The 18,697-nt window shown below is 65.0% G+C and carries 11 protein-coding genes; 6 read left to right on the forward strand and 5 right to left on the reverse strand.

What is annotated here, in order from left to right:
- Nucleotides 1-280: 280 nt before the first annotated feature.
- The 3 genes from AC1DX5_RS09575 to AC1DX5_RS09585 are packed head-to-tail and all read left to right on the forward strand — an operon-like array spanning nt 281 to nt 8,126.
- Entirely contained in the window at nt 281-5,668 is a 5,388-nt protein-coding gene (locus AC1DX5_RS09575; RefSeq protein ID WP_478015081.1) for a HAMP domain-containing protein, read from the forward strand.
- A gap of 4 nt (nt 5,669-5,672) precedes the next feature.
- On the forward strand, nt 5,673-7,769 hold the full coding sequence (locus AC1DX5_RS09580; RefSeq protein WP_478015083.1) for a response regulator: 2,097 nt from the start codon (nt 5,673-5,675) through the stop codon (nt 7,767-7,769).
- A 6-nt stretch (nt 7,770-7,775) separates the two neighbouring features.
- The gene (locus tag AC1DX5_RS09585) at nt 7,776-8,126 is read left to right on the forward strand and encodes a dihydrofolate reductase family protein (RefSeq protein WP_478015085.1); all 351 of its coding nucleotides are present in this window, start codon (nt 7,776-7,778) and stop codon (nt 8,124-8,126) included.
- A 566-nt stretch (nt 8,127-8,692) separates the two neighbouring features.
- Here the strand turns inward: AC1DX5_RS09585 and AC1DX5_RS09590 are convergent.
- The 4 genes from AC1DX5_RS09590 to AC1DX5_RS09605 form a co-directional block, all read right to left on the reverse strand.
- Nucleotides 8,693-10,555: a hypothetical protein gene (locus tag AC1DX5_RS09590; protein ID WP_478015087.1), complete on the reverse strand. Its 1,863-nt coding sequence runs from the start codon at nt 10,553-10,555 to the stop codon at nt 8,693-8,695.
- A gap of 144 nt (nt 10,556-10,699) precedes the next feature.
- Nucleotides 10,700-12,619, reverse strand: coding sequence for a RiPP maturation radical SAM C-methyltransferase (locus AC1DX5_RS09595; protein WP_478015089.1), 1,920 nt, complete (start codon nt 12,617-12,619; stop codon nt 10,700-10,702).
- 26 nt (nt 12,620-12,645) lie between these two features.
- A complete protein-coding gene (locus tag AC1DX5_RS09600; RefSeq protein WP_465174844.1) occupies nt 12,646-13,140 on the reverse strand; it encodes a hypothetical protein in 495 nt (164 codons plus the stop codon).
- A 266-nt stretch (nt 13,141-13,406) separates the two neighbouring features.
- Entirely contained in the window at nt 13,407-14,411 is a 1,005-nt protein-coding gene (locus AC1DX5_RS09605) for a YncE family protein (RefSeq protein WP_465174845.1), read from the reverse strand.
- Between the two features lie 249 nt (nt 14,412-14,660).
- Between AC1DX5_RS09605 and AC1DX5_RS09610 the strand changes: the two genes are divergently transcribed.
- The 3 genes from AC1DX5_RS09610 to AC1DX5_RS09620 are packed head-to-tail and all read left to right on the forward strand — an operon-like array spanning nt 14,661 to nt 17,021.
- A complete protein-coding gene (locus tag AC1DX5_RS09610) occupies nt 14,661-14,948 on the forward strand; it encodes a PepSY domain-containing protein (protein WP_478015091.1) in 288 nt (95 codons plus the stop codon).
- Nucleotides 14,949-14,983: 35 nt separating this feature from the next.
- Nucleotides 14,984-15,661 carry a response regulator transcription factor gene (locus tag AC1DX5_RS09615; protein ID WP_478015092.1) on the forward strand — a complete coding sequence of 226 codons (678 nt, stop codon included), beginning with the start codon at nt 14,984-14,986 and terminating at the stop codon, nt 15,659-15,661.
- On the forward strand, nt 15,654-17,021 hold the full coding sequence (locus AC1DX5_RS09620; protein WP_478015094.1) for a HAMP domain-containing sensor histidine kinase: 1,368 nt from the start codon (nt 15,654-15,656) through the stop codon (nt 17,019-17,021). Before AC1DX5_RS09615 ends, AC1DX5_RS09620 begins: the two co-directional genes overlap by 8 nt.
- Here the strand turns inward: AC1DX5_RS09620 and AC1DX5_RS09625 are convergent.
- Nucleotides 17,002-18,693: an L-lactate permease gene (locus tag AC1DX5_RS09625; RefSeq protein WP_478015096.1), complete on the reverse strand. Its 1,692-nt coding sequence runs from the start codon at nt 18,691-18,693 to the stop codon at nt 17,002-17,004. The two genes, AC1DX5_RS09620 and AC1DX5_RS09625, sit on opposite strands and share 20 nt — an antisense overlap.
- Nucleotides 18,694-18,697: the final 4 nt, after the last annotated feature.

Consider the following 18,697-nt stretch of genomic DNA (forward strand, 5'->3'; position numbering starts at 1 on the left):
CCTGTCCGCAAACGGAATTACGTTTGAGCCCGCCGGCGCGCCTCGTGCGATACCGCGGTATCGCGCTGCCCGGTCGGACGATCCGGCTAATGCGCTAATCTGGATCAGGAATCGGACGTCCGTTACGGCGGCCCGCGTCCTGTGCTTTTGTCGCGCCCGATCCAACTCCCGCTCTCTCGAAAAATTCAGTAGCTGTTGGAGAAGGTTGCAGTATGCTGCGCACCGCGAGGCCGGGGGGCTGGACAAGGACCTTCGGGGGGAGAGTGCCAGGGAGCTGATCTTGAACATCGAAACCCCCCGCGAGTCGCTTGACCGCCGCCAGATCGTGTCCGCCCTGCGCGCCTTGCGCCGGGGTGATTTTACGACGCGCCTGTCGGAGGATCTGCAGGGCCCCGACGCAGAGCTCGCCACCTTGTTCAACGAGGTCGTCGGGCTGAACCAGCAGATGACCGAGGAATTCGAGCGCCTGTCGCGCGTCGTCGGCAAGGAAGGCAAGATCACCCAGCGCGGCCGCGTGAAAGCCGCGACCGGCGGATGGGAAAGCGCGATCCGTTCCGTCAACGAGCTGATTGAGGACATGGTCCAGCCGACCGCCGAAGTCGCCCGCGTGATCGGCGCGGTGGCGAAGGGCGACCTGTCGCAATCCATGACGGTCGAGATCGACGGCCGCCCCTTGCGCGGCGAATTCCTGCGCATCGGCAAGGTGGTGAACACCATGGTTGAGCAGCTCGCTTCCTTCGCGTCGGAAGTGACACGCGTGGCGCGCGAAGTGGGCACCGAAGGCAAGCTGGGCGGCCAGGCGACGGTGCGCGGCGTCGCCGGTACCTGGAAGGACTTGACCGACAACGTCAACGCGATGGCGACCAACCTGACCGGCCAGGTGCGCAACATCGCCGAGGTGACCACCGCCGTGGCGTCGGGCGACTTGTCCAAGAAAATCACCGTGGAGGTGAAGGGCGAAATCCTGGAGCTGAAGAATACCATCAACACCATGGTGGACCAGCTCAACAGCTTCGCGTCGGAAGTGACGCGCGTGGCGCGCGAGGTCGGCACCGAGGGCAAATTGGGCGGTCAGGCGCGCGTGGAAGGCGTTGCCGGCACGTGGAAGGACCTCACCGACAACGTCAACCTGATGGCGGACAATCTCACTGGCCAGGTGCGCAACATCGCCGAAGTGACCACCGCCGTGGCATCGGGCGATCTGTCGAAGAAGATCACCGTCGACGTGAAGGGCGAGATCCTCGAGCTGAAGAACACCATCAACGTGATGGTCGATCAGCTCAACGGCTTCGCCTCGGAAGTGACGCGCGTGGCGCGCGAGGTCGGCACCGAGGGCAAGCTGGGCGGCCAGGCGCAGGTGCCGGGCGTGGGCGGCACGTGGAAGGACCTGACCGACAACGTCAACCTGATGGCCGACAATCTCACCGGCCAGGTGCGTAACATCGCCGAGGTGACGACGGCGGTGGCGCTGGGCGACTTGTCCAAGAAGATCACCGTCGACGTGAAGGGCGAAATCCTCGAGTTGAAGAACACCATCAACACCATGGTGGATCAGCTCAACGGCTTCGCGTCGGAAGTGACGCGCGTCGCGCGTGAAGTCGGCACCGAGGGCAAGCTGGGCGGCCAGGCGCAGGTGCCGGGCGTCGCCGGCACCTGGGCCGATCTTACCGACAATGTGAACCTGATGGCGGCGAACCTGACCGGCCAGGTGCGCAACATCGCGGAGGTGACCACCGCCGTGGCGCGCGGCGATCTCTCCAAGAAGATCACCGTCGACGTGAAGGGCGAGATCCTCGAGCTGAAGAACACCATCAACGTGATGGTCGATCAGTTGAACGGCTTCGCCTCCGAAGTGACCCGCGTGGCGCGCGAAGTGGGCTCGGAAGGCAAGCTCGGCGGCCAGGCGCAGGTGGAAGGCGTGGCCGGCACCTGGAAGGATCTGACCGACAACGTCAATTTGATGGCCGGCAACCTGACCGGCCAGGTCCGCAACATCGCCGAAGTGACCACCGCCGTGGCGCGCGGCGATCTGTCGAAGAAGATCACCGTCGACGTGAAGGGCGAGATCCTCGAGCTGAAGGACACCATCAACGTGATGGTCGATCAGCTGAACTCCTTCGCGTCGGAAGTGACGCGCGTGGCGCGCGAAGTGKGCACCGAGGGCCGGCTCGGCGGCCAGGCGCAGGTCGAGGGCGTCGGCGGCACCTGGAAGGACCTGACCGAGAATGTGAACGCGATGGCCGCGAACCTGACCGGCCAGGTGCGCAACATCGCCGAAGTGACCACCGCGGTGGCGCTGGGCGACCTTTCCAAGAAGATCACCGTCGACGTGAAGGGTGAGATTTTCGAGCTGAAGGACACCATCAACACCATGGTGGACCAGCTCAACAGCTTTGCCTCCGAAGTGACGCGCGTGGCGCGTGAAGTGGGTACCGAAGGCAAATTGGGCGGCCAGGCGCAGGTGCGCGGCGTCGCCGGCACCTGGAAGGATCTCACCGATAACGTGAATCTGATGGCCGATAATCTAACCGGTCAGGTTCGCAACATCGCCGAAGTGACGACCGCCGTGGCAAAGGGCGATCTGTCCAAGAAGATCACGGTGGACGTGAAGGGCGAGATCCTCGAGCTGAAGAACACCATCAACGTGATGGTCGATCAGCTCAACGGCTTCGCCTCGGAAGTGACGCGCGTGGCGCGCGAGGTCGGCACCGAAGGCAAGCTCGGCGGCCAGGCGCAGGTGCCGGGCGTGGGCGGCACGTGGAAGGATCTTACCGACAACGTCAACCTGATGGCGACCAACCTGACCAACCAGGTGCGCGGCATCGCCGACGTGGTGACTGCGGTGGCGCAGGGCAACCTCAAGCGCAAGCTGGCGGTGGACGCCAAGGGCGAGATCGCGGCGCTGGCCGACACGATCAACGGCATGATCGAGACGCTGTCGACCTTTGGCGACCAGGTGACCAACATGGCGCGCGAAGTCGGCATCGAGGGCCGGCTGGGCGGCCAGGCACGCGTGCCGGGTGCCGCGGGCCTGTGGCGCGACCTGACCGACAACGTTAACCAGCTCGCCGCCAACCTGACCAACCAGGTGCGATCGATCGCCGATGTGGCGACCGCGGTGACCAAGGGCGACCTTACCCGATCGATCGCGGTGGAAGCCTCGGGCGAAATGGCCTCGCTCAAGGACAACATCAACGAGATGATCCGCAACCTGAAGGAGCAGACGCTGAAGAATGCGGAGCAGGATTGGCTGAAGACCAACCTCGCCCGTTTCTCGCGCATGCTGCAGGGCGAGCGCGATCTGACCACCGTTTCCAATCTGATCATGACCGAGCTCGCGCCGCTGGTGAACGCGCAATATGGCGTGTTCTACGTCACCAACCGCGACAATGACGAAACCGTGCTGGAGCTCGCCGCGAGCTATGGCGCGGAGAATCGCAGCGCGCTTAAATCCGAGTTCAGGCTCCGCGAAGGGCTGGTCGGCCAGGCCGCGGCAGACAAGCGCCCGATCCTGCTGCAGAACATGCCGGCCGACTTCATCCGGATCGGCTCGGGCCTCGGCCATGCCGCGCCGACCAACGTCAACATCCTGCCCGCCCTGTTCGAGGATGAAGTGAAGGCGGTGATCGAGCTCGCCTCGTTCAGCGAGTTCAACGAGACGCACCAGACCTTCCTCGACCAGCTCATGGAATCGGTCGGCATCGTGCTCAACACCATCGCCGCGACGATGCGCACCGAGGGCCTGCTGAAACAGTCGCAGCTGCTCACGCAGGAACTGCAGGCGCGCCAGACCGAGCTGACCACCAAGCAGGAAGAGCTGCACGCCACCAACGAGGAGCTGCAGGAGAAAGCGCAGCTGCTGGAGAATGAGAAGAAGCAGGTCGAGGCCAAGAATCTCGAAATCGAAATGGCCCGGCGCGCGGTGGAGGAAAAGGCCGAGCAGCTTGCCCTCACCTCCAAATACAAGTCCGAATTCCTCGCCAACATGTCGCACGAGCTGCGCACGCCGCTCAATTCGCTGCTGATCCTGTCGAAGCTGCTGGCGGACAATCCGCAGGGCAATCTCAACGAGAAGCAGACCGAGTTCGCCCGCACGATCAACTCGGCCGGCTCCGACCTGCTCAACCTGATCAACGACATCCTCGATCTGTCCAAGATCGAATCCGGGACCGTCTCGATCGAGATCGGCGACATGCCGATGAACGCGCTGAAACAGCATATGGAGCGGACCTTCCGTCAGCTGGCGGCGGACAAGAATCTGGACTTCAAGGTCGAGTTCGACGGCGATCTGCCCGCCACGATCCGCACCGACGAGAAGCGCCTGCAACAGGTCGTGCTCAACCTGCTGTCCAATGCGTTCAAGTTCACCGCGCAAGGATCGGTCACCCTGTCGGTCGGCAATGCCCGGGCGGGGTGGAGCAGCAATCATCCGGTGCTGCGCAATGCCGATCATGCGATCGAGATCGCGGTGACCGATACCGGCATCGGCATCCCGCAGGACAAGCAGAAGCTGATCTTCGAGGCTTTCCAGCAGGCCGACGGCACGACCAGCCGCAAATATGGCGGCACCGGCCTCGGCCTTTCGATCAGCCGTGAGATCGCCCGCCTGCTCGGCGGCGAACTGAAAGTGCGATCGACGCCGGGCGAGGGATCGACCTTCACCCTGTTCGTGCCGCTTCAGGCGGTCGACGCGGGTGCCGGCCCGGTCGCGACCACCACCGCGCGCTACGACAATAGCGGCGCGATCGTGCCCAACGCCCTGCCCGCGCCGATCGACGTGACCGACGATCGGGATTCACTCGGCGATTCTCCGTTCGTGCTGATCGTCGAGGACGATCCGACCTTCGCCTCGATCCTGCTCGACATCGCGCGCGAGACCGGGCTGAAGGGTGTCGTGTCGACCGCCGGTGCCGGGACCCTGGCGCTGGCGCGCAAGCTGCAGCCTAATGCGATCACGCTCGATCTCGGCCTGTCGGATATCGACGGTTTCGTCCTGCTCGATCTGCTGCGGCACGACCCCAAGACCATGCATCTGCCGATCCATGTCATCTCCGGCGCCGACAAGCTCGCCATGGCGATGGACATGGGCGCGTTCGGCGTGACCGAGAAGCCGGCCGCGCCCGAAACGCTGTCCGCGGTGTTCCGCGAGCTGGCCCGCGTCGCGCGGACACGCCCGGCGGTGCCCAAGGTGACGATCGTCGATGGCGCGGAGCCCATCGCCGGCCTGCCAGAGGTGCCGGAACTCGCCGGATCGAAGATGCTGATCGTCGACGACGATATCCGGAACATCTACTCCCTCACGAGCGTATTGGAGAGCTACGACGTCGAGGTCGTGCACGCCGAGGGTGGCAAGGACGGTATCCTGATCTTGGAACAGACACCGGGCATCGACCTGGCGCTGATCGACATCATGATGCCCGAGATGGACGGGTACGAAACGATGCAGCGCATTCGGGCTCTTCCCGAGCTTGCCGATATCCCGCTGATCGCGGTGACGGCCAAGGCGATGAAGGGCGACCGCCAGAAATGCCTCGACGCCGGCGCCTCCGATTACATCGCCAAGCCAGTCGACATCGAGCTGCTGCTCGCCCTGCTCCGCGTCTGGGTGGCGCGATCGCGCGATCGTGTGCCCGCCGCGCCGCTGCGTGCCGTGACGGCGGCGGAGTGACCGGGTGGGGCGCAAGCATCCTTTCGCGGTTCAGCCTGTGACGCTGGCCGAGGCGGCACCGCTGCTCACGGTCGTCGCCGAGCCGGCTCCGCGTGCGCGCATCCTGGTGGTCGACGACGACGAACATAATCTGCTCGCGATCCGGACCGTGCTGGAGGATGTGGGGGACGTGGTCGTCGCGAAATCGGGCCCGGAGGCACTGCGCGAATTGCTGCGCGGCGATTTCGCGGTGATCCTGCTGGACGTCTATATGCCGGGCATGGACGGATATGAGGTCGCGCAGATGGTCCGCGGCCGCGAACAGACCAAGCGCATCCCGATCATCTTCCTCTCCGCCGTCAACAAGGAGACAGAACATCTGATCCGCGGCTATTCGATGGGCGCGGTCGATTATGTGTTCAAGCCGGTCGAACCGATCGTGCTGCGTTCCAAGGTCGCGGTGTTCGTCGATCTGTTCCAGATGACGCTTGAGATACGCCGCAAGGCGCAGGCCGAGCAGAAACTGCTCGACGCCACACTGAAGGCGAACGACCAGCGCCTGCGCGCCGAACGCGCGCTTCGCCTCGCCGAACAGCGCCAGGGCGCGATCATCCAGTCGCTGCCGATCCTGCTGTACCTCGAGACCGAAGGCACTTTTCCGCGACGGCCGAAGCTGATCTCCGGCGATTTCACCGCGATGACGGGCTTCAGCCTGGACGAGATTCGGCGCACGCCGACGCTGTGGCACGACCGGATCCATCCCGAGGACCGGCAGCGCGTCGAAGAAACGCTAAAGGGTCGCGGGCACGGCGCGCCGCTGGCGATGGAATATCGCTGGCAGCATGCCGATGGACGTTATCGCCACGTGCTTGATCAGGCCGTGCTGATGCGCGATGCGGACGGCGAGCCGATGGAATATGCCGGCACCTTGCTCGACGTGACCGATCGCAAGGACCTGGAGACGCAGCTGCTGCATGTCCGCAAGATGGACGCGATCGGCAAGCTGACCGGCGGCATCGCGCACGACTTCAACAACCTGCTCGCCGCGGTGATCGGCGGCCTGGGCATGATCGAGCGCCGCGTGCCGCTGGCCGACGAGCATCGCAAGATCCTTGCAATGACGCAGCATGCGGCCGGCCAGGGCAGCGAACTGGTCTCCCGCCTGCTCGCCTTTGCGCGCAAGCAGAAGCTTGAGCCGGCGGCGATCGACCTGACCAGCCTGTCGGATTCGGTCAGCAACCTGTTGTCGCATACGCTTGGCGGGCTGGTGGAGATCGCCTGGGATCTGGAGCCCGGCGTCGCCCACCCCTATGCCGACGAAGCGCAGCTCGAGCTCGCGATCATGAACCTCGCGATCAACGCGCGCGACGCCATGCCGGACGGCGGGACGATCCATATCTCCGCGCGCAACGCCATGGTCGGGGCGGAGGCCGGCGCGCGCGACGATCTCGATCTGCCGCCGGGCGATTATGTCGTGCTGACCGTCGCGGACACCGGCTTCGGCATCGCGCCCGACATGCTCGAACGCGTGATGGAGCCGTTTTTCACCACCAAGGATGTCGGCAAGGGTACGGGCCTCGGCCTCAGCATGGTCTATGGCTTCGCCAACCAGTCGGGGGGGACGGTGCGGATCGACAGCAGCGAGGGCGAGGGCACGAGCGTCGCCCTGTGGCTGCCCCGCGCGGCGGACTGCGCCCCCAGGCCGATACCGGCCGAACCTGTCCAGGCCCTCGCGGAAGGCACCAGCCTCAACATCCTGCTGGTCGACGATCATGAGGGCGTGCGCGCCACCACCGCGGCATTGCTGGAGGACCTTGGCCATGCACCCGTCGCCGCGGCGGACGGCCCCGCGGTGCTCGACCTGCTCGATCGCGATCCGGACAAGGTGGACCTGATCATCAGCGACTATGCCATGCCGCACGTCTCCGGTGCCGAGGTGGTGCGCCGCGCCCGCCAGATCCGGCCGGGGCTGCCCGCGATCATCATCACCGGCTATGCCGACAACAGCGCGCTCGACCTGACGGCGGAGCATGTCGTCGCGGTGAACAAGCCCTTCTCACCCGCCCAGATGAAGGACGCGATCCGCCGGGCAATGGAGACGGCCGCGCTTCGACCAGCGTAAAGCAAGATGGCCCTGTGGGACGAGGTGATGGGCCAGCATATGGACGGCGATTTCGACCTGCTGCTCGGGCGGTTCACCTATGACATCTTCGCCGCCCATTGGCCTTTCCAGCAGGATGACCCGATCGGCGCGAAGTTCGATGCGGTGACCAAATATGTCGTCACGTCGTCGACCGAGCCGCTGGGCTGGATCAATTCGGTCGCGATCAAGGGCGATGCGGCTGCCGGCGTCGCCCGGATAGCCACGCGGCGCTATCCTATCTTCCAGTCCTTCGTGCTGACGGCCGCCAGGCACCGATTACCGAAAAGGATATCCCGATGGCCAGCGAAACGAGAACGATGCCGAACCACATTTTAGTGTCGGCGCCATCGTCAGCCAGGGATCCCGTTATTGCGAGAAGAGGCGCAGTCGCCGCGAGATTAACCAGGCATAGAAATGCGGAATCCGATCCGGGCTCGATAATATTGGCGCACTGATGCCCGTACACCATCAGTGCGTAGATCGATGGGGAAACTGGCAGAGATATAATCGCGACGACCAAGCCCCACGAGAGCTGGGAGATCGCTGACCGTGTAAAACTGCGCATCGACATCGACTCACTCCCCGTCGCGGTACAAGTGAAGGACATAGGCAAACCATATCGAATATCGCAGGAGGTTTTGAGGATTTGCGGAGGATTCCGTTGCGCCATCCAGATCCTGACGCACGTAGCCGATGGATGACTAACGAAGGATATGTTCGAGGGGAGATGATACGAAAACTCGGGAGAGATCACGTCTATTTGTAAGTGCCCCTCATCGCCGCGATCCACCCCCTCTTCCACCATAACCTTTGACGCGCCGAACCTGCGTTCGACGAATTCAAAGCGGCAAAGCCGCCTGCGATACTGAAAGTTTCCTCGAGCGTATATCCGGCACCTGCCATCACGACTCCAACCGCATAATTGGACGCGTCAGTGTAGCGCGGAATGAAGATGTCGCCTCTGCGCTGAAAATCATAAGTGCCCAATGCCCGACGGCTGCCTTGATCGGGGCCTTCGCCGTCCAACTGTTCCAATGCCCCGCAGCCGATCGATAGGCTGCTTTGAAATCGGCGTTCGCGGGAGCCAGAAAAGTTGCGCCATCCGGCGCCTGTAGCGTCACGGAACCTCGTGGTATTCCACGAAAGATACGCCTTATCCGCCGATCAGGCGGGATTGCGGTCGGCTCTGTCGCCGGATCCCGACCGCGACTTGGCCGAAGTCCGCTATCACGCGGCTGGTTCCGGGAACCGCGATGCCGCCCTGGTGCTCCGTTGCGGCTGCGTTCTGGCACAGTAACCGCCGGAGCGAGATGGCGATCTGCTTCTCCTGCTCCCTTCCTGTCGGCGATGCCTTGCGTCGCAGATGTTTCGTCCTGGGAAATCCGCACGAGGCGCGGATCGCCAATTTGGGTGCCGAGATCATCGCCGTCAGCGCTCGCAACACCGATTTGGAGCCTATCCCATATGCGCCGATAAGGCCGCCCATTGATAGCGCGCGGCGTGCCGCCGGCCGCGTTCCGAATCCGCGCCAGCCTCTCATATTCCTCGGGCGTGACCTTGGCGCGGATCAGTCGCATATCCTGCTTGGCGAACGCGGCCGGGTTTTCGGAGGCCATGATGTTCATCATCAGCGACGTACCGCCGCCCGATGTGACCGGCGTCGGATCGAGGTTGGCCCTCGCCAAGCCACGCAGCGCCTCATCGGTTTCCTCGTCGAGGTCGCGTCGCACGGCTACCGGGATCTGCGAGATCGAGGTGAAGTCCGATCCAAGCTGCCCAACGACAGCCAGGCCCGCCTCCCGGGCTGTGTCCGCGGCCTTCTTACTGGCGCGAGCCTGCAGGGAGGAGCGATCATCCAGATCGTCCAACGCGTAACGCTTCAGCGCATCTGCGATGGGCCCGTCTTCGATTTCCGACGCGATCATCGCTTGCCGCTCGGGAGAGAGCGCCCCGCCCCGTTTGTCCGGGAGCAGGCGCTTGTCCACTTCCGCGCTCGCCAGCGCGCGAGCGAGCGGTTCGATCATCATCGCGTCGGTCGCCTGCCGATCGGCGGGGGTCATCCCGTCGCGCATCAGACGGTAGCGGTTGGCGGCGGCGACCGGATCGCGCTCGATCATATCCTGCACCGCGCGGCGCTGGACGCCGGAGCGATAGGCGGCGGCGCTGTGCTCGATCGTGGCGGAATCGTCCCCCCGTGCCTGGCCCCGCGCCACCAGCGATTCCACCCCCGTCTCCAGATGCTTGTCGAACAGCGCCTGATCGTCCCAGGTGTCGACCGCGTCGTCGGCCGCATTCTGCTCGATCCGCAGGCCCTGCTCGTCCTGGCCGCGCCGCAGCGCTTGATCGGCGGCGGAGCGGGCGCCGGACAGGTCATAGGCGAACCGCTCGGCGATCACCTCGTCGAACTGGCCGCGCTGGCGATCATTCTTCAGCCCGCTGCGAATCCAGTCGCGCAAGCCGCCATAATCCCGCGTCAGGCTGTCGAGCATGCCCCGCGGGTCGGCCTCGAACCTGCCCAGCGCGTCTGCCCTGATCGCCCGGGCGCCCTCGGCATAGGCGTTCCACGCCTTCTTCACCTCCAGCTCGTCGTCGCGGTCCTGCCGCTGCCGCATCTCGCCGGCGATGGTCGCGCCCGTTCCGCCGAGTTGCCGCATCCCGGCGCCGAGCGCCTGCAGCCCAGTGCCGGTATAATCGCCGGGCTGGAGCTTTGCGTCGGTCACGCCGGCAATGCCCGCGCGGTTCTGTTCTGTGGGGACCGTCGGCATCTCAGTGTGCCGGTCGTGTGTTTGGGAAAATGATGGTCATGGGGGCACACTCCTTGGTTCCAAGGAGGACTATGACGCGCAGACCATATGTTGAATCGATCCGCGCCAGCCGGAGGCGGTGGGTCAATCCAGCTCAAAAAGGCTCTAACTATAGACGGACGTCCAGCGGGATCGCCAGCCATTGTGTCGGTGCCGGTCGACGATGGCGGCCGGGATCGCCAGGCCGAGTACCTGATTGTCCTCCCGCCAGATCAGGCGCGTCTCGTCGAGTTCCTCGATCGCCGTTTCGATCTCGGTGGTGGTGAGATCGAGCGCCGTAGCCAAGGTGGCCGTCGTTACGGGCGCGCGATCGCAGGCACGGTAGACCGCGGCGGTGGTGCCGCCCAGCATGGTGCGGATCGGCCGGCTGAAACGCGCATCGTCGATCGCCAGACCGCCGCGCACCTCCTGCCAGGAAAGATGGACGTCGCGCGCGAGGTGCTGCGATTTCCAGTGATCCACGATCCGCACGATCAGCGAATAAAGCAGCGCATTCTCGTCGGCATAGTCAAAATAGCGCTCGAAATAATACGCGTAATTGTCGAGGTCGAAGCCGGTTTCGGCGAGCCATTTGGGCGAGAACAACGTGTCGTAGCATTTGTGATGCTCGGGCCGGAAATCCTCGCCGCATCCGGGCACGAACGCGGCGGGGCTCGCGTGGAGCGGGGCGAAACGCGTCACGATCGCCTCGGTGCGGGTGACCGGCGGCGTCAGGTGATAGAGGCGCGGCAATTGCTCGGTCATGCGCAGATATCCGTCAGCCGTCTCGCCGGGGATACCATACAAAATATTGTAATTGACCAGGATGCCATGCTCATAACCGAGCTTGAGCGTCTGGACATTGTGGATACCGCGCACCCCCTTCTTCATCAGCCGCAACACGGCACTGTCGAAGGATTCGATGCCCGGCTGGACCTCGGTGAAACCCGCATCGGCGAAGGCGGCCATGCGCGTCTCGCTCTGATTGGCCTTTATCTCGCAGTGCATCTCATAGGGCGGTGAGACGCGCGCGAGCGCGGGCAGCAGCTCGGTCATGTATTCATTGGGCAGGATATAGTCGGAGAAGCGATAGGGCGCGTCGGCATAGCGATCGCGCATCTCCGCCAGCAGCCGTATCACGGTTTCCGGTTTCTTGCGGCGATAGACCAAAGTCTGCTCGTCAATGCCGCAGAAGACGCAATGCTGGTGCTGCCCCCACCAGCAGCCGCGCGAGCTCTCGATCGGCAGTACCGTCGTGGTGATATGCAGCTTGTCGCGCTCGCTCAGCGCCTCGAGATCGGCGAACCAGTCGGCATAGTCCGGCGTGGGGCTGTTCTCGAGGGAGTAGAGCGTGCGCGGCGGCCCAACCGGGTTGGCGCGCGTCATCACGCCGGGGATCGCGTCAAGCGCCCCCTCCCCTACCGATGCCCGGGCGAGCCGGCCGATGATCGGCTCTCCGTCGCCGCCGGCGACGGCGTCGATCCAGGGAAAGGATCGCAGCACCTCGCGTCCCGGTGGCCCCTCCAGCGCATAGCCGCCGAGCACGATCTGGAGATCGGGCCGGGCCGCGCGCAACAGCCTGGCCACCGCGATCGAGGCCATGGTCTGATCGAACAGGCAGGTGAAACCGACCATGGTCGGCTCTTGCGCCAATATTTCCTCGGCGCACTCGATCAGGTAGCGCGGGATGATCTCGTGGCGCAGCCGGATCAGCAGGCGGCCGAAATCGCCCGGATCGGCATAAGCCTGCGGATAATTGGGATTGGCATGGGCCTGGCACCGTTCGACCAGCCGCTCGGCCTGTTCGGGGCCGACATCGGGATCGATCGCGCCGGTAAAGACGAACTCGTTCAGTGCCCAGCAGCTCGCGATCTGCTGATAGGTCGCGCCGGTAATGTGCCGCAGGAGCAGCAGGTTGAGATGCAGCACGCGTGCCGGAATCCGCTCGCTCTCAAGCTGCGCCTTAAGGATCGCGAGCCCGAGCGACGGCTCGGAAATGGCGGTCCATGGCATGCTCACCAGCACGACCCTGGGCGTTCTGGCCATCGGAGGGTCTCCGAAAGAGGGGCGTGTCAGACCTTCACGATGCCGGATTCGTCGATGACGATGCGGCTGCGCGGATCGGCGGCCGAGCTCACGATCGCCGTCGTCACCGCGATCGCCACCACCGAGATCGAGATCACCGCGATGGCGCCGGCGGGATTTTCCGCATTGCCCAGATTGGAGCCGACCACACGGATCGTCTCGAACGCCCGGTCCGACAGCTTGATCTTCAGCGCTTCCGCCGCCTTGCGCGGATCATGGACGAAATCCCGGATGTGGCGACCATCGGCGATCACCGCATTGTAGAGCGCGAGCACCTCGTCCGCCACCTCGCGGGGAATCTTGCCGAGGCGCGGGTCTCGTTTCCACATCGGGTGCGCCTGAGCCTTTTCGAAGGCCGCGCCCAGTTGTTCGCCGCTGGAGATAAGCCTTTCGAATTGCCGGCCACCGCGCACGAGCTTGTCCCGTCCGAAGATGGATTGCTGGAAGACGATATCGGGTCGGGTCGAAACAGCAGCAGCCATGACGATTACTCCGAGTCGCTTAAAGCGGGAGCGCCAAGCGACGCAGGCAAGAGGCTGCCTCTTTTCGCATTTTACGGCAATAAGTAGATGCCACCACTCCGCACAGTATTCGGCCGAATTTTCAAAGTATCGAAAACCGATGGGACGCCCTGAAAGGAGATCGATACCAGGGCGAAAGGCAACATGGGAACTACTTATACGGCAGCAGATGATGACTCGGCGCTTTCACGCCCTCAACAACCGCGGCACTTCCGGCATCTGGCGCCCTAGATGCCCCGACCTTCGCCGATTACCAGCACATGGGCGGTTCCCGGGACGGCCATGGGGCGTGCGCCCGGGGTCGCCGCCGGCGCGAACGTCGCGGTCGGCAGATAGAGCGAGCCATCGCGCGGATCGAGCGCGCCGGTGCGTGCGCCCTGCTCGGTCTTGATCGTCGCCTCGACCGTCGCGGTCTTGCCCGAAATATCGATGACGGCGAGCGTGCCGTCACGACCGCAGGGAATGAATGCCTTGCCGCGGCCCTCGTCCATGATCACCGCGTCGGGACCAAGACCGATCGACAGCAGGGCGACGTGCCCGGTGGCGAGATCGACGACCGCCGCCTTGCCATTGGCGCAGGCCGAGATCAGGCGATCATGCGCGGTATCGTAGCCGAGACCGCTCGGGCTGGTGCAGCCGGCGAGTGGGATGGCCTTCCCGACCGCACCCGAGACGATGTCCGCCGTCTCGACTTCGTTCGCATCCTCATTGTTCACATAGAGCGTGCTGCCCTTGATCGCGCCATATTCCAGGCCTTCCTTCAGTGCGATCGTCCGCACGATCGCGCCGCTGGCCGGATCGACGATCGAGACCGTGCCCGCCTTTGCGTTCATCACCACGGCATCGCCGGTCGTGGGATCGTAAAGCGCCGCATCGGGATCGCTGCCGACCGCGATCTTCGCCGTCTCCTTGCCGGTACCGGTGTCGAACAGACGGACGCTATCGTCCCGCCCGCTGGTGACCAGCAGCGTCGGCCTGCCGGGGATGGGCAGGACCGCATGGCCATGGACAAGTGCGCCGATCGACGAGACCGTGCCGTCCTTCAGGTCGACGACCGTGACGTTCTCGTTGCGCGCGACATAGAGCCGCCCCGCGGCATCATCGACCCGGGCATAGTCCCAGCTGCCATCGGGAACGGCGATCGATCGCACGACCTTATAGTCGGAGGCGGACGCAGCCGCGGGGAGGATGGCGGCGGAAACGAGCAGGATACGCGACAGCAGGGACGTCATGACCGGCCTTTCGAGGGGGAAGAGGGCGCAGCCTTTTTGTCAGTCCTACGCCCGCAGGGCGAGCCACGCCGGCCGCCTGCGCCCAACATTGGGATTTTATATAGGTCCTGACGGCCTGCCGGGCATGTCCACCCGCGGTCGTTCATGTACATTGGGATCAACGGAACGGGGCGCCACCGCGGCGCAATGGAGGACGGCGTAAGGAAGGGACATGGCCCCATGTCGGGTGCCCGGTACAGGAGTAGTATCATGAAGCTCGTTTCGATCACCGCCGTCGGCCTCGCCGCAGTCCTCGCCCAGACCGCCGTCGCGACGCCCCATGCCCCCAAGGCGAAGCTGACCATGGCTCAGGCCCGCACGATCGCGCTGCGTATCGCGCCGGGGAAGATCGCCGACGCCGAATATGAGAAAGAAGGCGGCGGCTGGCGCTATTCGTTCGACATCCGCCAGGGCAAGCGCATCCATGAGATCGGCGTCGACGCCAATAACGGGCATATCGTCGAGAACAAGTACGAAGCCCTGAACGACAAGGACTGACTGGTGACCCACGCGCGACGGACAGGATCGGCAAGATGCGCATCCTGATCGCGGAGGATGACGCGGAAACGGTCCGGTTCGTCGCGCGCGGCCTAACCGAACGCGGCCATGTCGTCACGGTCGCCGCGGACGGCGAGGATGCCCTGCATCTCGGCACAGTCGAGATGTTCGACGTCATCGTGCTCGATCGCATGCTCCCCACCATCGACGGGCTCGAGATATTGCGGCGATGGCGTGCGGTCGGGGTGAATGCGCCGGTGTTGATGCTCACCGCGCTCGGCGGGATCACTGACCGGGTCGACGGGCTGGAGGCGGGCGCGGACGATTATCTGGTCAAGCCGTTCGCCTTTGCCGAGCTGGCGGCGCGGCTGGCTGCCCTGCTGCGCCGGCCGCCGATCAACGAGGTGCCGACGCGGTTCGAGAATGGGGGCATCACGCTCGACCTGCTCAAACGCGAGGTGCGGCGCGACGGGCGCGAGATCCATCTGCAACCGCGCGAGTTCGCGCTGCTCGAGCAGCTGATGCGGCACGCCGGCAAGGTGGTGACCCGCACCATGTTCCTCGAATCGGTCTGGGGCTTCCATTTCGACCCCCAGACCAACATCGTCGAGAGCCATCTGAGCCGCATGCGGTCGAAGCTGAAGGAAGGCTTCGCGACGGATCCGATCGAGACCCTGCGCGGCATCGGATACCGGATGCGTGTGGATGGCTAGAGTCGCGGCCAGCGCTGCGTACCGCATCGCCTTCACCTATTCGCTGGCGCTGGCGCTGGCGATCGTCGCGCTGGGCATGGCCGTCTATGTCGCGGCGGACGCCGATTTCCGGCGCCAGCAGGACGTGGCTATCGCTGATGAACGCGCCGGGCTGGTGCGGGCGTTTCGTAAGGAAGGGGCGGACGAGCTGACCAATGAGATCCGCGCGCGCGAAGCCGTCGCGTCGACTCATGCCTTTGGCTATGCGCTGTTCGATCGCGATGGCAACCGCATCGCGGGCCTGCTCGATACGCCGCGGCCACCGCCCGGCTGGCACGATATCAACTTTCTCGACCCGAGAGAGGGGCGGGACCCGGCCCGCGCGTTGGCCAGCGACCTGCCCGGCGGGCCCCGGCTGGTGGTGGCGGCCGACACCGAGGCGCTGGAGCAGATCGACCAGACGATATTGGGCCTGTTCTCCGGGGCGTTCGTGCTGGTCGTCCTAGTCGGCATGGTCGGGGCGCTGATCCTGGGCAGCTATCTGCGCCGGCGGCTCGGCCGGATCAGCGGCACCGCGCAGGCGATCATGTCGGGCGACCTGACCCGGCGTATGCCGGTCGGCGCGCGCGGCGACGAGTTCGACGAGCTCGCCCTGGCGCTCAACGCGATGCTCAACCGGATCGAACAGCTGCTCGACAATCTTCGCCAGGTATCGAGCGACGTGGCGCACGATCTGCGCACGCCGCTCGCCCGGTTGCGCAACCAGCTCGCCGGTTCACTCGACGATGCCGAGGACCCCGCCGCCACGCGCGCCGCGCTGGAACAGGCGATCGAGCAGAGCGATCATTTGCTGTCGCTGTTCGCGGCGATCCTGCGCATCTCCGAGGTCGAGGCCGGCGCGCTCGCCCGGACCTTCGCACCGCTCGACCTCAGCGATTTGCTGCATGATCTGTGCGACAGCTATGCTCCCGCGATCAGCGATGGCGGCCGCAGCCTGGGGTGCGAGATCGACCCGGACATCGCCGTGAACGGCGACCGGGAGCTGATCGCCCAGGCAGTGATCAACCTGCTCGACAATGCGCAGCGCCATACGCCGGCGGGCACCCATATCGTCGTCGCGGCCAATGCCGACCAGGAATGGGCGCGACTGTCCGTCGCGGACAATGGGCCCGGCGTGTCGGCCGAGGACCGGCCGCGGATCATTCGCCGCTTCGCCCGGCTGGATGCGAGCCGGACGACGCCAGGACACGGGCTTGGCCTCAACCTGGTCGCGGCGGTCGCCGCCGCGCATGGCGGCGAAGTAACGATCGGCGACAACAAGCCCGGCCTGCGCGTGACCGTCACCTTGCCGCGTCGGCCCTTTACCGCACCAGCAAGGTGAAGGGCGGCACATAGGCCATCAGCATTACCACCACGCCGACCAGAGACGCCAGCACGATGCTGTGCAGGAAAACATAGCGCAGAATCCGCCCCTCCTGCCCGAACCACTGAGTCGCGGTGGAGGCGACGACGATGCTCTGCGCATCGATCATCTTGCCCATCACCCCACCCGCGCTGTTCGCCGCCGCCATCAAGGTCGGCGAGAGATGGAGCTGTTCCGACGTCACCTTCTGCAAACCGCCGAACAGCACGTTGGAGGCAGTGTCCGATCCGGTCACCGCGACGCCCAGCCAGCCGAGCATCGTGCCGAAGAAGGGATACATCACGCCCGTCGCGGCGAATGCGAGGCCCATGGTCGCATCCAGCCCCGAGAAGCGCGTGACGTTGCCCAGCGCGAGCATCGCGGCGATGGTCAGCAGCGAGGGAATGACCATCACGAAGGCGCGGCCATAGCTTCTGGCGATACCGGCCGGGTTGAGCCCGAGTAGGAAGCCGCTGATCACGCCCGCGAGCAGAATCGCCGATCCCGTCGCCGACAAGGGATTGAAGTTGAAGATCGCGGGCTCCGCCGCGGCGGTCGCCACCACCGGCGGCACGCGCATGATGACCATGTCGAGCCCCGGCACATGGATGGCGAGCTTGAAGACGCCGTCGAGCGCTGCCTTCACTGCGGGCACGCCCCACAGGAAAACGATCACCGTCAGGATCAGCCAGGGCATCCACGCCTTGCGCATCGCCGCCGCGCTGACCGGACCTGCCTGGGTGACCACCGCGTCCTCATGCTCAGTGACATGCGCCGCGTCAGTGGTCGGCACCCGCTCGTCGCCCCTGGCAAGCGGAGCTTCGTTCACGTGCATGATGTCGCGCGGCTTCCACACGCGCAGAAAGCCGACCAGCACGACGAGCGTAACCAGAGCCGAGCCAATCGCCGCGAGCCATGGCCCGTGCAGATTGGAAATGAGCAGTTGGGTGAAGCCGAACACCACACCGACCAGCAGTACCGCGGGCCAGATCGCCAGTGTCCGCCGCCAGCCGCAATAGGCCACCAGCAGCCAGAAAGGCACCATCAGGCAAAAGGGCAGCATCTGCCGCCCAACCATCGCCGACAGATCCTCGAGCGGCAGCCCGGTGACGGTCGCGAGCGTGACGAGCGGGGTGCCGAGCGCGCCGAACGCGACGGGCGCGGTATTGGCGATCAGCGACAGGCCGGATGCCTGGAGCCGGGTGAAACCGAGCCCGATCAGCATCGCGCCGGTCACCGCGACCGGGGTACCGAACCCTGCCGCGCCCTCGAAAAAGGCACCGAGGCAAAAGGCGATCAGCAGCAGCTGGAGCCGGCTGTCCTCGGTCACCGTCGCGATCGAATCGCGCAATATCTGGAACTGCCCCTGCTCGTTGGTCAGCTGGTAGAGGAAGATGATGTTGAGTACGATCCAGCCGATCGGCAACAGGCCATAGGCCGCGCCATAGCCCGCCGCGCGAGCAGCCAGATCGGCGGGCATGCCGAAGGCGGCGACCGCGATCAGCAGGGCGGCGGCGAGACCGAGCAGCGCCGCGATATGGGCGCGGACATGGAACAGACCGATACAGCCGAGCAGGACGACCAGAGGCGCCGCAGCGAGCACGACCGAAAGCCAGCTCCCCAATGGATGATAGTCTTGTGACCAGGTCATCGAT

The sequence above is a fragment of the Sphingomonas sp. P2_B6 genome (assembly GCF_056404755.1).

What these genes read in the sequence shown, in the direction of transcription:
- AC1DX5_RS09585 (WP_478015085.1), top strand. Translation starts at nt 7,776, where the DNA reads ATGGCCCTGTGGGACGAGGTGATGGGCCAGCATATGGACGGCGATTTC.
- AC1DX5_RS09590 (WP_478015087.1), bottom strand. Translation starts at nt 10,555, where the DNA reads ATGCCGACGGTCCCCACAGAACAGAACCGCGCGGGCATTGCCGGCGTG.
- AC1DX5_RS09595 (WP_478015089.1), bottom strand. Translation starts at nt 12,619, where the DNA reads ATGGCCAGAACGCCCAGGGTCGTGCTGGTGAGCATGCCATGGACCGCC.
- AC1DX5_RS09600 (WP_465174844.1), bottom strand. Translation starts at nt 13,140, where the DNA reads ATGGCTGCTGCTGTTTCGACCCGACCCGATATCGTCTTCCAGCAATCC.
- AC1DX5_RS09605 (WP_465174845.1), bottom strand. Translation starts at nt 14,411, where the DNA reads ATGACGTCCCTGCTGTCGCGTATCCTGCTCGTTTCCGCCGCCATCCTC.
- AC1DX5_RS09610 (WP_478015091.1), top strand. Translation starts at nt 14,661, where the DNA reads ATGAAGCTCGTTTCGATCACCGCCGTCGGCCTCGCCGCAGTCCTCGCC.
- AC1DX5_RS09615 (WP_478015092.1), top strand. Translation starts at nt 14,984, where the DNA reads ATGCGCATCCTGATCGCGGAGGATGACGCGGAAACGGTCCGGTTCGTC.
- AC1DX5_RS09620 (WP_478015094.1), top strand. Translation starts at nt 15,654, where the DNA reads ATGGCTAGAGTCGCGGCCAGCGCTGCGTACCGCATCGCCTTCACCTAT.
- AC1DX5_RS09625 (WP_478015096.1), bottom strand. Translation starts at nt 18,693, where the DNA reads ATGACCTGGTCACAAGACTATCATCCATTGGGGAGCTGGCTTTCGGTC.